9 protein-coding genes are annotated in these 13,850 nt (G+C 60.9%); 5 read left to right on the forward strand and 4 right to left on the reverse strand.

Annotated features, from left to right (window positions below):
• The first annotated feature begins 21 nt into the window (after nucleotides 1–21).
• On the forward strand, nucleotides 22–1,428 hold the full coding sequence (locus AC0IXS_RS25045) for an FAD/NAD(P)-binding protein (RefSeq protein WP_122573737.1): 1,407 nt from the start codon (nucleotides 22–24) through the stop codon (nucleotides 1,426–1,428).
• Between the two features lie 65 nt (nucleotides 1,429–1,493).
• On the opposite strand, the gene AC0IXS_RS25050 is transcribed toward AC0IXS_RS25045, so the two are convergent.
• Both AC0IXS_RS25050 and ssuD read right to left on the reverse strand, forming a co-directional pair.
• Complete coding sequence (locus tag AC0IXS_RS25050) at nucleotides 1,494–2,600, reverse strand: sigma-54 interaction domain-containing protein (RefSeq protein WP_081021833.1); 1,107 nt, start codon at nucleotides 2,598–2,600, stop codon at nucleotides 1,494–1,496.
• Nucleotides 2,600–3,739 (reverse strand): FMNH2-dependent alkanesulfonate monooxygenase, encoded by a 1,140-nt coding sequence (gene ssuD / locus AC0IXS_RS25055; RefSeq protein ID WP_025995890.1) that lies wholly within the window; start codon nucleotides 3,737–3,739, stop codon nucleotides 2,600–2,602. The genes AC0IXS_RS25050 and ssuD overlap by 1 nt, the downstream gene beginning before the upstream one ends.
• Before the next feature lie 273 nt (nucleotides 3,740–4,012).
• Between ssuD and ku the strand changes: the two genes are divergently transcribed.
• The 3 genes from ku to AC0IXS_RS25070 are packed head-to-tail and all read left to right on the forward strand — an operon-like array spanning nucleotide 4,013 to nucleotide 8,599.
• The gene (gene ku / locus AC0IXS_RS25060; protein WP_069144403.1) at nucleotides 4,013–4,948 is read left to right on the forward strand and encodes a non-homologous end joining protein Ku; all 936 of its coding nucleotides are present in this window, start codon (nucleotides 4,013–4,015) and stop codon (nucleotides 4,946–4,948) included.
• Between the two features lie 20 nt (nucleotides 4,949–4,968).
• Nucleotides 4,969–7,569 carry a DNA ligase D gene (gene ligD, locus AC0IXS_RS25065; RefSeq protein ID WP_449122004.1) on the forward strand — a complete coding sequence of 867 codons (2,601 nt, stop codon included), beginning with the start codon at nucleotides 4,969–4,971 and terminating at the stop codon, nucleotides 7,567–7,569.
• A 43-nt stretch (nucleotides 7,570–7,612) separates the two neighbouring features.
• A complete protein-coding gene (locus AC0IXS_RS25070; RefSeq protein ID WP_471825968.1) occupies nucleotides 7,613–8,599 on the forward strand; it encodes an aldo/keto reductase in 987 nt (328 codons plus the stop codon).
• Nucleotides 8,600–8,655: 56 nt separating this feature from the next.
• Here the strand turns inward: AC0IXS_RS25070 and pssA are convergent, their stop codons facing one another.
• Nucleotides 8,656–9,999 carry a CDP-diacylglycerol--serine O-phosphatidyltransferase gene (gene pssA / locus AC0IXS_RS25075; RefSeq protein ID WP_122667768.1) on the reverse strand — a complete coding sequence of 448 codons (1,344 nt, stop codon included), beginning with the start codon at nucleotides 9,997–9,999 and terminating at the stop codon, nucleotides 8,656–8,658.
• 450 nt (nucleotides 10,000–10,449) lie between these two features.
• Here pssA and AC0IXS_RS25080 point away from each other — a divergent pair, with 450 nt between their 5' ends.
• Entirely contained in the window at nucleotides 10,450–12,639 is a 2,190-nt protein-coding gene (locus AC0IXS_RS25080; protein WP_471825970.1) for a TonB-dependent receptor, read from the forward strand.
• A 53-nt stretch (nucleotides 12,640–12,692) separates the two neighbouring features.
• On the opposite strand, the gene AC0IXS_RS25085 is transcribed toward AC0IXS_RS25080, so the two are convergent.
• On the reverse strand, nucleotides 12,693–13,847 hold the full coding sequence (locus AC0IXS_RS25085) for a glycerophosphodiester phosphodiesterase (protein ID WP_088235526.1): 1,155 nt from the start codon (nucleotides 13,845–13,847) through the stop codon (nucleotides 12,693–12,695).
• Nucleotides 13,848–13,850 lie beyond the last annotated feature (3 nt).

Consider the following 13,850-nt stretch of genomic DNA (forward strand, 5'->3'; position numbering starts at 1 on the left):
ATTCGCCAGAGGCCACGTTCGATGATCGACGACCATAACCCGACCGCCGACATCCTGATTGTCGGCGGCGGGCTGAGCGGCACCATGCTGGCCGTGCAATTGCTGCGCATACCCGGAAAGCGTCGAATCCGGATTGTCGAAACCCGTGAAGAGCTGGGCCGCGGTGAGGCTTACAGTGCAACGGAGATCGGCCACACGCTCAATGGCAATGCCGCCCGCATGAGTGCCGACGCGGATGACGCTGATGATCTGACGCGCTGGCTCACCGAATACCTTGCCAACGGCGGCTGGCCCGAGGCAGCCGCGCAACGGGTGCCGGTCGCCGAGCTGTTTCCACCACGCGGAGTATTCGGACTCTATGTTCAGCAGCGCTTGAGGGAAGCCCAGGCACTGGGTGCGACCCGAGGATCGTCCGTCGAGCACGTGCACGGCGAAGTCGTGGATATCCAGGAGCAGGCCGCTGGCGTGTCTGCCACGCTTGCCGATGGCCGCGTACTGCAAGGGCACTTCGCCGTATTGGCGACTGGCATGTATGCGGCGTCGCGTACACCGCAGCGCGAGTCGAGCGGGCTCAATGCGGCAGCGCTCGATCCGTGGGACGTCAAGATCATGCGCGAGCTCGATCCCAAGGCACGTGTGTTGATCATTGGTTCCGGGCTAACAATGGTGGACGCCGTGGTATCGCTCGAACAGGCAGGGCACCGGGGGCCGATTCAAGTCTATTCCCGTCATGGACTGTTACCCCATGTGCGGCGACAGCCGCCCGAATGGCCGGATTTTCTCGGCCAGGATCACGGCATCCGCACCACCCGGCAGTTGATTCGCAAGGTCCGCGAGCAATGTGAACTGGCCATCGAGAGCGGTATCGACTGGCAGGCACCGCTGGACACGGTCCGCGCCAACATTGGGCGATTGTGGAACCAGGCCAACGACAGGCAGCGTCGTCAGTTCGTCCGTCACGTGCGGCCCTGGTGGGAGAGTCATCATCATCGCTCGCCGCCGCCAAGTGCGGCACTGGTCGCGCGGCTCTTGAAGGAAGGGCGACTGAGCATCCATGCGGCATCGTTACAGGGAGTCTCGACCCTGGCGTCAGGTCAAGTGCAGATTACGCTGCGTTACCGAGGCGATGATAAGCCATCATCAATCACTGGCGATGCGTTGATCAATTCCACCGGCATCGAATACGACTGGCGTCGCGTTAATCGTGCTCTACCGCGTCAACTGCTGGCCAGAGGGTTGATCCAGCCGGGGCCTTTGGCGCTGGGCATCGCAGCCGATTCCCGCGGCGCCGTGCGTGATGCACAAGGCCGTTATTCTTCACGCCTGTTCGCCATGGGCCCGCCGTTGCGCGGGATGTGGTGGGAGAGTACCGCTGTGAACGATGTGGCGAGTCAGGCCAAGGCACTGGCCATTCATCTGGCAGACTGAGTCCGTCGCTTGGCAGCTTTCGGATCATGGGACAGGTGATGGCTCGTCCTTGAGCGAAGGTCCGGTCACACGGAGAGGTGCAGCATCCGGTCTCCCTGCAGGGCCTCACCCGGTCTGCGCTTGTTGACGGCCAGTTCGCCGATTCGGATCAACCGGGTGCGTGTGACATTGCGTGTCAGGCCCAGCAGGCTGGCGGTGTGCACCTGATTGTGATGGCAGAATCGATACGCCGCTCTAAGCAGTGCGTCCTCGACTTTTTCATGCAGGGCACCGGCCTGTTCTTCGAACAGCGTCTGGAATGCCCGGTTCAGCAACTGTTCCGGGGTCTCTTCCTGCTGAGCGTATTCATCCTGACGTTCGATACGCAGGTTGGACATGCGCAGGTCGTCGCGCTGAATCACCCCGTCACGGCAAACCAGCAGGGTGTGGTGAATCACGTTTTCCAGCTCGCGGATATTGCCGGGCCAGCTGTAGGTTTTCAGCTTGTGCTCGGCTTCCGGGCTGACCCTGACCGGGCCGTTCCTGAGACGCTGGCTGTAGACCTGAATGAAATGCAGCGCCAGTGGCAGGATGTCCCCCGGCCTGTCCCGCAGCGGGCTCAGTTCCAGATTGACCACGTCCAGTCGGTAGTAAAGATCCTCACGGAAGTGTCCGGCGTTGATGGCTTTCTCTAGCTGCACGTTGGTGGCCGCCAGCACCCGCACATCGATCGGAATACTCTTGCGCGAACCCAGACGCACCACTTCGCGCTCCTGAAGCACGCGCAGCAATTTGACCTGCAGGCTCATGGGCAGATCGCCGATCTCGTCGAGAAACAGCGTGCCGCCATTGGCCTCTTCGAACCAGCCTGCCTTGGTGCCGATAGCACCGGTAAAGGCACCTTTCTCGTGACCGAACAGCTCGGCCTCGATCAGGTTTTCGGAAAAGGCTCCGCAGTTGACCGCCACGAATGGCTTGTCGCGGCGGGCGCTGAGTGCATGGACATGACGGGCAACCAGTTCCTTGCCGGTGCCGGTTTCGCCAATGATCAACACACTGGCGTCGCTGGGAGCCACCTGCCTGACATGCTCCAGCAGGGCTCTGGATTTCGGGTCTTCGAACACCTGCGCCGTGGCCCTGATCGAGGTGGCCAGCGCAGGCGAGTGCGGTAGGGTCAGCAGTTGCACCGACATCACTTGGCCTGCGGCGGCAGGTCGTTGGCGATCATCTCGCCGAACGGGCCGGTCAGGTTGGTGATGCCGCGTCCCGCCAGGCTGGCGTACGGCTCCGGCAGCAGCGGGAACACCAGTTCGGCAAAGCGATAGGCTTCTTCCAGATGCGGGTAGCCGGAAAATATGAAGCTCTCGATGCCCAGGTCCGCGTATTCCTTGATGCGTGCCGCTACTTCTTCGGGGTTGCCTACCAATGCGGTACCAGCGCCGCCACGCACCAGACCGACGCCTGCCCACAGGTTCGGGGCGATTTCCAGGTTGTCGCGACGCCCGTCGTGCAGGGCAGCCATGCGGCGCTGTCCTTCGGAGTCGAAACGCGAGAAGGATTTCTGCGCTGCGGCGATGGTTTCATCACTGATGTGTTCGATCAGCGTGCTCGCCGCTTTCCAGGCTTCTTCGCTGGTCTCGCGGACGATGACGTGCAGGCGAATACCGAACTTCACGGTCCGGCCCTTGCGTGCCGCCCGTTCCCGCACATCGGCCAGCTTCTGGGCGACGGCGGCTGGAGGCTCGCCCCAGGTCAGGTAAACGTCGACCTGATCGGCAGCCAGGTCGTGGGCCGCGTCGGAGGAACCACCGAAATACAACGGCGGATAGGGTTTCTGGATCGGCGGGTAGAGCGCCTTGGCGTTTTGCACGCGCAGGTGCTTGCCTTCGAAGTCGACGGCTTCGCCTTGCAGGACCCGACGCCAGATCTTCAGGAACTCGTCGGTGACTTCGTAGCGCTCGCTGTGATCGAGGAAGCTGCCATCGCCCCGGTTCTCGTCCGGGTCGCCGCCGGTGACGACGTTGATCAGCAAGCGTCCGCCGGACAGTCGATCCAGCGTTGCCGCCATGCGCGCCGACACTGTCGGAGAAATGATGCCCGGACGAATCGCCACCAGGTACTTGAGCTTTTCAGTGAGCGGCACCAGCGCCGAGGCGATTACCCAGGAATCTTCGCATGAGCGCCCGGTGGGAATCAGTACGCCGTAGTAACCCAGATCATCAGCCGCCTGCGCCACCTGCTTGAGGTAATTGAGCGTGACCGGGCGCGCGCCCTTGGTCGTGCCCAGATAATGGCCATCGCCGTGAGTCGGAAGAAACCAGAAAACGTTCATGACAAATCCTTGAGTGGTCAGCCGGGTCAGAGTCGTTGAAGGCAACTGTTGGATCCCGGACAGCAGGTCAACAGCGCCTCGAAGTGACGCCATTTATAGACACTCAGATTTATTCCGTAAAAGAACGTTAATCCATATTTTTAGATTCTTAGGTTATATAAATAAAAGTCAGACGTTCAGGTGCCTCGCTTACACCGCTCTGGCGCTCGTCTGCCGGCCGAAACTTTGCCCACCCCGGCCTGTCACCTTTCTAAGTTCTGAGGGAGTCAGGCAATGGCAAGGGCAATCTGGAAGGGCGCGATCAGTTTCGGGCTGGTGCATATACCGGTGGCACTGATTTCGGCGACATCATCGAAAGGCGTCGATTTTGACTGGCTCGACAAGCGCAGCATGGACCCGGTGGGCTACAAGCGCATCAACAAGGTCACCGGCAAGGAAGTTTCCAGCGAGAACATCGTCAAGGGCGTCGAGTATGAGAAAGACCGTTACGTGGTGCTCAGCGAGCAGGAGATCCGTGCTGCGCATCCCAAGTCCACGCAAACCATCGATATCTTCGGCTTCGTCGACAGCCAGCAGATTCCCTTGCAGAACATCGACACCCCTTACTTTCTGACCCCTGACAAGCGCGGCGAAAAAGTCTACGCCCTGCTGCGCGAGACGTTGCACGACACCAAAAAAGTGGCGCTGGCCAATGTGGTGCTGCACACCAAGGAGCATCTGGCTGCCGTCATGCCGCTGGCTTCGGCGCTGGTCATGGTGATCCTGCGCTGGCCGGCCGATGTGCGTGAGCTCGATGATCTGGACCTGAGCGATGCGGTCACCGACGTGCAGTTGAACAAGAGCGAGCGCGACATGGCCAAGCGTCTGGTCAAGGACATGAGTGCCGACTGGACGCCGGAAGACTACCGCGACACTTTTCAGGACAAGATCATGCAACTGGTCGAAACCAAGGCAAAAGAGGGCAAGATCCAGGACCTTGAAACCGATCAGGGCGAGGAAGAGCGCAAGAGCGCCGATGTCATCGATCTGACCGACCTGTTGCGCCGCAGCCTGGCGGGCAAGGGCGGCGCCAGCAAGAGCAAGGCGAGCAAACCTGCGGCCAAGGCCAAGGCGTCCGCCAGCGAATCCGCCAAGTCCAAAGCGTCCGCCACCAAAGAACCCGCCAAGCGCCGTGCGCCGGCTCGCAAGAAAACCAGCAAGGCCTCCTGAGCCGTACGGGGAAATTGACCATGGCCAAGCCTGTCAGCGAATACACGCGCAAACGCAACTTCGACATCACCTCGGAGCCTGCCGAGGCGGGCAGCAAAAAGCGCTCGGCAAAGGCTCATGCGTTGAGCTTCGTCATTCAGAAGCACGACGCGAGCCACCTGCATTACGACTTTCGGCTGGAACTGGACGGCACGCTCAAAAGCTGGGCGGTGCCCAAGGGGCCGAGCCTTGATCCGACCCAGAAACGCCTGGCGGTGCATGTCGAGGATCACCCGCTGGGTTACGCCAGTTTCGAAGGCAGTATTCCCAAGGGACAGTACGGCGGTGGCGACGTCATTGTCTGGGACCGTGGCGTCTGGGAACCTCACGGCGATCCGCGCAAGACCTACGCAGCGGGCAAACTCAAGTTTACGCTGATCGGCGAAAAGCTCACCGGAGACTGGGCGCTGGTGCGTACCCGGCTCAAGGGCAGCGGCAGCAAGGAGCAGTGGCTGCTGATCAAGGAAAAGGATTCGGTCGCCCGGCCTGCCGACGAATACGACATCACCGAGAAACAGCCGCAGAGCGTGATCAGCGGTGCTCACGTCGGCGTTGGACGGGTTCCGGCGTCGAAGGCCAAACCCCGGTCGACAAAGACCAAAACCGATACTGCACCGGCCAAACCTTCCCGCACGTCTTCCCGTACCAAGGCAAAGGCCGCGCTTCCCGAATTGCTTACCCCGCAACTTGCCACGCTGGTGGACGCCCCCCCTGCAGGCGAGTGGTTGTATGAGATCAAGTTCGACGGCTATCGCATCCTGACGCGTATTCAGGGCGATGACGTGCGGCTTTTTACCCGCAACGGCCACGACTGGACCGAGCGGCTGCCCGAGCTGGCCAAGGCGATCAAGGCGCTGAAACTGCAGGACACCTGGTTCGATGGCGAAGTCGTGGTGCTCAACGACCAGGGGCTGCCGGATTTTCAGGCGTTGCAGAATGCCTTTGAAAACGGTCGCAGCAAGGACATTCTCTATTACCTGTTCGACATGCCGTATCTGACTGGTGAGGACCTGCGTGAGGTGCCCATCGAGCAGCGCCGCGATGCGCTCAAACAGGTGCTCGGTAAACAGCGCAGTCGTCTGTTGCGTTTCTCCGATGCGTTTCGCTCGGGGCACAAGGACATCGTCGAAAGCGCCAGCGCGATGGGGCTGGAGGGCGTGATCGGCAAACGGGCCGGCAGTCCGTATGTCAGCAAGCGCAACGCCGACTGGATCAAGCTCAAATGTCGGCTGCGTCAGGAGTTCGTGATCGTCGGTTACACCGCGCCGCAGGGCAGTCGGTCGGCGTTCGGCGCCTTGCTGCTGGCGGTCAATGATGACGACGGTCTGGTCTATGCAGGGCGGGTCGGCACCGGTTTCACCAGCCAGACCCTCAAGCAGTTGCACGAAAAGTTACAGCCGCTGGAGCGCGATACCTCGCCGCTCGACAAGAAGCTCACCTCGGCACAGGCGCGGGGTGTGCAGTGGGTAGAACCGCGACTGATCTGCGAGGCCGAGTTCGCGGAGTGGACTCGGGAAGGTATTCTGCGTCAGGCCGCTTTCGTAGGATTGCGCAGCGACAAACCCGCCAGTGAGGTGGTGCGTGAGTACCCTCAGCCAGCCGATATTGCCAGCCGCCCCAAAGCTGCCAAGGGTGCTAAAGCGAAGGCTGCGCAGACTCCAGTTGCGAGCAAGACGGCGCGAGGCAAGGTCAATGTCGCGAGTGTCGGCATCAGCCATTCGGATCGAGTGATCGACAGCAAGAGCGGTACGCAGAAGATCGAACTGGCCCAGTTTTATGAATCGATTGCCGACTGGATCCTGCCGTATCTGAACAATCGTCCCGTCGCGCTGCTGCGCTGCCCCGAGGGTATCGACGGCGAGCAGTTCTTTCAGAAGCACTCCGAGCGCCTGGCGATTCCCCATATCCGGCAACTGGATCGCAAGCTTGATCCGGGCCACGCCGCGCTGATGGAAATCGACACGGTTCAGGCCCTGGTCGGTGCCGCGCAAATGGGCGCCATCGAGTTTCATACCTGGGGGTCGACCAGCGACCGCATCGAAACGCCTGACCATCTGGTGCTCGACCTCGACCCGGATCCGGTCTTGCCCTGGCGCAGCATGATCGAAGCCACACAAATGGTGCTGGCGGTGCTTGAAGAACTCGGGCTTGAGGCCTTTCTGAAAACCAGCGGTGGCAAAGGCATGCACATTATCGTGCCGCTCGCCCGGCACGCTGACTGGGACACGGTCAAAGGCTTCGCCAAAGCCATCGCCGAGTTCGTGACCCAACAGCTGCCCGAGCGTTTCACCGCCACCATGGGCCCGAAAAACCGCGTCGGTCGCATTTTCGTCGACTACCTGCGCAACAGCCGCGGCGGTAGCACTGTCACCGCCTATTCGGTTCGTGCCCGGCCCGGGCTTCCCGTTTCGGTGCCGATAGCGCTCGATGAACTGGCGGGCCTTACGTCTTCGGCTCAATGGGACGTCACCAATCTGGAGCAACGTCTGCGTGAATTGAAAGGCGATCCGTGGGAGGGTTACCGTAACCGGCAGAGAATCACGCAAAAGATGTGGAAGCAGTTGGGGGCCAAGCGGTCCTGAACACTCAAAATAAAACACGTGCAGGACAGATAAGGAGAACGTCATGACGCCACCCCATCACCTGACCCGCAGAAGACTGCTCACCCTGGCGGCAGGTGTAGGCGCCGCATTGGTGTTCGACACCGCTGCCGGTGACCAGAAACCGCCGACGCTGCCATCGCCGTCCGACCCTTCATCACTTCCCCCAAAACTGACATCCGGAGGCAAGACCATGCTGACCCGAGCGATTCCCTCCAGCAATGAACCGCTGCCTGTCGTTGGCCTTGGCACCTATCGCGGTTTTGATGTGGCCACTTCCAGCCCGGCCTACAAGCAGTTGCGCCCGGTTCTCGACGCGTTGTTCGCGGCAGGCGGCAGTGTGGTCGACAGCTCGCCCATGTACGGGCGCGCCGAGCAGACCACCGGGGAATTGCTGTCGATCCACGAGCCTCGATCCCCTGCGTTTCTGGCAACCAAGGTCTGGACGCGGGGACGTAGCGAAGGTATCGCGCAGATGGAGGAGTCGTTCAAGCTGCTGCAGACTGACCGGATCGACCTGATGCAGATTCATAACCTGCTGGACTGGAAGACTCATCTGCCGACATTGCGCGATTGGAAGGAACAGGGTCGCATTCGCTACATCGGCATCAGCCACTACACCTCGAGCGCTTACGCTGACGTGGAAGCGGTGCTCAAGAGCGAGCCGCTGGATTTTCTGCAGATCAATTACGCGCTTGACGACCGTGACGTCGAGAAACGGATCCTGCCGCTGTGCAGGGAGCGCGGTGTGGCGGTGATCTGCAACCGGCCGTTTGGTGGTGGCGGACTGTTGTCGCGCCTCAAGGACAAGCCTTTACCTGGCTGGGCTGCCCAGGTCGAAGTAAACAGCTGGCCGCAACTGGCGCTTAAATTTCTGCTGGCCAACCCCGCTGTTACCTGTGTGATTCCCGGCACCGGGAACCCCCGTTACATGGCCGAGAACGTCGGCGCCGGGTTTGGCCCGACCCTGACCGATGCGCAGCGTCAGCAGTTGATTGCCCTGGCGGGTTAATCGCAACGGTGTCCGCGAACAACATCGCGAACACCGTCCTGTGCCGTCAGCGTCTTCTACAGAATCCGGTACAGCAGACGCTCGACTCTGACACGACTCACGCGGCGCAAAAACTTGCGCACCCCTTCGGGGTAATTCGCCAGCGTGTCCAGTTCGTCGTATTGGCTGACGCGTTGGGTGTTGCGCATCAGGTGGGCGATCTCTGCTTCTCGCGGTGCAGTCCACTGACCTTGTGGATCATCGATCAGCAGGCCGTTTTCCAGATCGAGGTTGAACGCGCGCGGGTTCAGGTTGTTGCCGGTCAGCAGGGTGTAACGCTGATCGACCCAGATGCCCTTGAGGTGAAAGGTGTTGTCGCCATGCTTCCACAGGTGCACGTTCAAACGGTGCTGGGCAATGGCCTTGCGATGCTTCTGGGTGAAACGTCGCAGGCTGATCTCATACAGATAGGGCAGGGCAGAGATCACCTTGAACGGTTCGTCCGGGTGGATGAAAAAGTCGTTGGCCGTCTTGTCGCCGATGATGATATCGACGTTCACACCGCGCTTGAGAGCCCGATTGATTTCGCGGGTAACGGCCACCGGCAGATTGAAGTAGGGCGTACAGATCGTCAGCTGGATCTTGCTGGAAGCGATAAGGTCGCAGATGGTGCGGTTCAGACCGTTGCGCGGACCGACGCCCAGCAGCGGCACGACGCGAAACTCACCGTTTTCCTTTTCGCCCGAGGAGGTGTCGTAGGCCGCACGTTTGAGGTTGCTGCGAAAGGCACGAATCTCGCCGCGCAGGCTGCGTGAACTGGGCGGAGATTGCAGGTCCAGGCGATGCACGGCCGGTGAAGGCAGTATTTCGCGCTGCACCAGATCCACGAAGCCGTCTGCCAGCGGTGCGCTCTCGATCAGGTGATAACGGTCCAGCCGGTACTTGTCGAGCTTGTGCAGGTAGACGTTGTTGATGCTGGCGCCACTGTAGACGACGCAGTCATCGATCACGCTGCCCTTGAGGTGCAACACGCCGAAGAGCTCGCGGGTCTGGACCGGTACGCCGTAGATCGGTACTTCCTGGTCGTACTCCAGATTCTGTGCCTGATACCAGGTCGAGTTGCCCGGCTGGCGTCCGGCACCGATCAGGCCGCGCTGCGCCCGAAACCAATCGACCAGCACCACCACTTCCAGCGCCGGGCGGGCAGTTTTGGCAGCGTAAAGGGCATCGAGGATTTCCTGGCCCGCCTCATCCTGCTGAAGGTACAGCGCGATGATGTAGATGCGACGGGTCGCCGAAGCGATCCTTTCCAGCAGGCAGCGCCGATAGTCGGCGGCAGAGGGGACGATGGAGATCGCATCGCCCGGCAGGGCAAAACCGCGGAGCGCCGCCAGGGTCGAGCGTCGGAAGTTGGACTGCATAGGCCTCTCGATGGGATAACCAACAGCGGCTGAGCTTACACCACACAACGCATCAGGTCGCCGCCAGTGTCCTGTTTCATGTTGTGACCATGCGTTTCAAGGCGTTTCCTGGTCTCGTCGGGTTCTCTGAAACGATGGCGCAAATCGAGCGCTCGACGGACTGACCCGCAGTCTGTGCCATTCGTGACGCGGAGCGTCACGGGCTGCATGCCGACGCAGGGCATCGGCACGATCAGCGTGCTTGAGATCTCTGATCGTTCCCAGCGTGGTAACGCCTCTCAGAACACTCTGCGTCCGCCTTTCGTCGTGAAACCCACTCTGTATCCGCTTGCACACAAATAAACGATAACCGTTCCCAGTAACACCTGATAGCATTTCGCATTCACACAATAGGGCGCAGTCACGGAAGGACACTGCCCGGCCTACTTTATCGTTCAGCAGGACATCTCCATGCACACCTCGCCATTTCCTTTGCGCCTGACGCTGATTGCGTTTGGCTGTTCCTTGGGTCTTCCCGTCTGGGCCGCTACCGACACGTCTGCCTCGTCAGGCGGCCCCATGGTGCTGGGCGAAACTGCGATCAGCGCTGACAAGATCGCTCCTCAGGCGTTGCCGCCCGTTTACGCCGGTGGGCAGGTGGCTCGTGGTGGGCAGCTTGGCGTACTGGGCAGTTCGGACATCATGGACGTGCCTTTCAGCATGACCAGCTACACCGAGCAGTTGATCGAGGATCAGCAGGCCGAAGACATCGGCGACGTGTTGCTCAATGACGCCTCGGTTCGCCAGTCATCCGGCTACGCCAACGCCTCGCAGGTGTTTGTGATCCGTGGTTTCGCGCTGAATACCGACGACATTTCCTACAACGGCCTCTATGGCGTGCTGCCTCGTCAGATCATTTCGACCGACGCGCTGGAGCGTGTCGAAGTCTTCAAAGGCCCCAATGCCTTCATCAACGGCGTGACGCCAACCGGTTCCGGCATCGGCGGTGGCGTGAACCTGCAGCCCAAGCGTGCCAAGGACACACCGACACGTCGTTTCACCACGGACATCAGCAGCGACGGTCGGGTTGGCGAGCATCTGGATCTGGGTCAGCGCTTTGGTGAGGACAACCGGTTCGGCGCACGCCTGAACCTGGCCCAGCGCGAAGGTGAAACCGGCGTCGAAGACGAAGAACATCGCAGTAAGCTGTTCGCGCTGGGCCTTGATTATCGCGGCGACAATTTCCGCATATCTGGCGACTTCGCTTACCAGAAACAGCGCATCAATCAGAGCCGCAACACTGTGTTCGTGGGCAGCGGCCTGACCAGCGTGCCCCACGCGCCGGACGCCGATACCAACTACGCACCGAACTGGACCTGGACCGAAACCGAAGACACCTTCGGCATGAGCCGGGTCGAGTACGACCTCAACGATGACTGGATGCTGTATGCCGCTGCCGGTGCCAAACACACCCGTGAAACCGGTATCTATGGATCCCCGACCATCAACGATGCAGCTGGAAACATCACGGCGACGCCGTCTTTCATCCCTCATGATGAAGACAACAAGACTGCCATGGCGGGCATCAACGGCAACCTGCAGACCGGCCCTGTCAGCCACAAGGTCAACTTCGGTCTGTCAGGGATCTGGACTGAGCAGCGCAACGCGTACCTGTTCGGCGGCGGTAGCATCAACAGCAACCTTTACGATCCGGTGTCCACCACGCGTCCTGCGCTGACCGGTCTCACCGCCGGCGACCTGAACGACCCCGGCATCACCGGCAAGAGCCGCATGCGCAGCGCAGCGTTCTCCGACACGCTGGGTTTCTTCGACGATCGTCTGTTGGTGACGGCGGGGCTGCGTCGTCAGCAACTGCGCGTCCAGGGTTATGCCTATGGCAGCGGCCCGCGCACTTCGCTGTATGACGAGGCAATTACTACGCCCATCTATGGGGTGGTGTTCAAGCCGTGGCGCTACGTGTCGTTCTATGCCAACCGTATCGAGGGCCTGGCCCAGGGGCCGACCGCGCCGGGCAACGTGACGATCAATCCGGGCGAGATATTTCCGCCTGCGCGTTCCAAGCAGGTCGAGGCCGGTGTGAAACTGGACATGGGCACCTTCGGCGCGAGTCTGGGCGTGTACCGCATCGAGCAACCGGCCGATGGTTATCGGGTTCAGGAAGGTAGCGGCACCCGTTATGTTCGCGATGGCGAGCAGCGCAACAAGGGTGTGGAAATGAATGTGTTCGGTGAGCCGGTCAGCGGACTGCGCCTGCTGGCGGGTCTGACCCTGATGGACACTGAATTGAGCGGGACCGCAGGCGGCAGCAACGATGGCAACGATGCAGTGGGTGTGCCGACCTTCCAGTTCAACGCCGGAGCAGACTGGGACATTCCGGGCATCGAAGGCGCGGCCATCAACGCACGCATGCTGCGCACCGGAGGTCAGTACCTGAACGCTTCGAATACCTTGAGCATTCCGACCTGGAACCGCTTCGACCTGGGCGCACGCTACACCTTCAACGTCGCGCAGAAAGACATCACTCTGCGCGCCAACGTCGAAAACCTGATGAACAAGGATTATTGGGCGTCCACCAACGGCGGCTACCTGACGCAGGGTGAGCCACGCACCTTGAAAGTGTCGGGCACCATCGACTTCTGATCGACGACCGGCTGACCGTGTCCCATGACCCGGTCAGCCGGTCTGTTACCTCATCAGTAGCCGTTGCGCTTGAGGATCGTGTCGATGCTTTCCTTGGCCGGACGGCCATAGAACTTCAACAACTCGGCGGTGCGATTGGTGAAGAAGCCGTCCGCGCCGTCCTGGCTGATGCGCTTGAAGTCAGCCGGGTCATCCACGGTATACGGGTGGATCACCATGCCTTTCTCGTGGGTCAGGTTGTTCATCCAGGGTTTGACCAGGTCCATGTAGCTCTGGTCGCCACCCTTGGCCAGTTGCGACGACGGGCCGGTGCCGATGGCGCCATGCGCCTTGGCCCAGTTGATCCAGTTCTCGAACTCTTCCGGCGACTTGACCTCCTGGGTCGCGTAATAGCTGGATTTGTCCTTCATGCCTGAATCCTTGAAGGCCACATCGGACTTGGGTTCGATGGAGCCTTTGCCGATCCACAGCAGCATGACTTTCGGCACCTTCGGCATTTCTTTCTGCAGCAGTTCCAGACTCTGCTTTTCAAAGGTCTGCAACACCACACGGCCCGGCATGTGCGCGACGTTCACATGCCCCGGCTCTGCGGCGGGGCGTTGCGCCAGCCAGCCGCGTTTGGCCAGGACTTTCTTCAGGTCGGCTTCGACGCCGGGAAACTGCGACGGCACCTTGGTTTCAATGTACAGCCCCGGCTTGTTTACGCCGCCCTCGGCAATGTCGATCACCTCATCCAGTGTCAGAATCTGCAGACCGGTGTAGCTGTCACGGGCGCGGTCCGGGTAGGCCTTGTTGAACCACGAACCGGCATCCAATTGCTTGAGCTCGGCCAGCGTGAACGTGCTGACTGGGTCCTTGGCACGGTTCGGAAAGACCTCGGCAATGTTGGTGGTGCGCTCCAGCACATCGTCATGCAAGGCGATCAGCACGCCGTCTTTGGTGCGCTGGATATCCATCTCCAGGTAATCCGCACCCAGATCCCGCGCCAGGGTGTAGGCCGGGATGGTTTCTTCCGGCGCATCGAACGAGGCGCCCCGGTGAGCCACCACTGCGGGCCATGGCAGTCCCAGTTTTTCACTCAACACCTTGCCCGGCGCATCGGCTGCCGATGCTGCGCCTGACGACAGCATCACACCAGCGATGGCAGTGGCAGCCAGCAGTCGAGCCAGTGGCGTTCGGGTGAACCGGAAAGTGGAAAATCCTTGCATGGG

This window comes from Pseudomonas sp. AC016, from assembly GCF_979253365.1.

Coding starts and splice junctions, on each gene's coding strand:
- AC0IXS_RS25045 (WP_122573737.1), top strand. CDS start 22: ATGATCGACGACCATAACCCGACCGCCGACATCCTGATTGTCGGCGGC.
- AC0IXS_RS25050 (WP_081021833.1), bottom strand. CDS start 2,600: ATGTCGGTGCAACTGCTGACCCTACCGCACTCGCCTGCGCTGGCCACC.
- ssuD (WP_025995890.1), bottom strand. CDS start 3,739: ATGAACGTTTTCTGGTTTCTTCCGACTCACGGCGATGGCCATTATCTG.
- ku (WP_069144403.1), top strand. CDS start 4,013: ATGGCAAGGGCAATCTGGAAGGGCGCGATCAGTTTCGGGCTGGTGCAT.
- ligD (WP_449122004.1), top strand. CDS start 4,969: ATGGCCAAGCCTGTCAGCGAATACACGCGCAAACGCAACTTCGACATC.
- AC0IXS_RS25070 (WP_471825968.1), top strand. CDS start 7,613: ATGACGCCACCCCATCACCTGACCCGCAGAAGACTGCTCACCCTGGCG.
- pssA (WP_122667768.1), bottom strand. CDS start 9,999: ATGCAGTCCAACTTCCGACGCTCGACCCTGGCGGCGCTCCGCGGTTTT.
- AC0IXS_RS25080 (WP_471825970.1), top strand. CDS start 10,450: ATGCACACCTCGCCATTTCCTTTGCGCCTGACGCTGATTGCGTTTGGC.
- AC0IXS_RS25085 (WP_088235526.1), bottom strand. CDS start 13,847: ATGCAAGGATTTTCCACTTTCCGGTTCACCCGAACGCCACTGGCTCGA.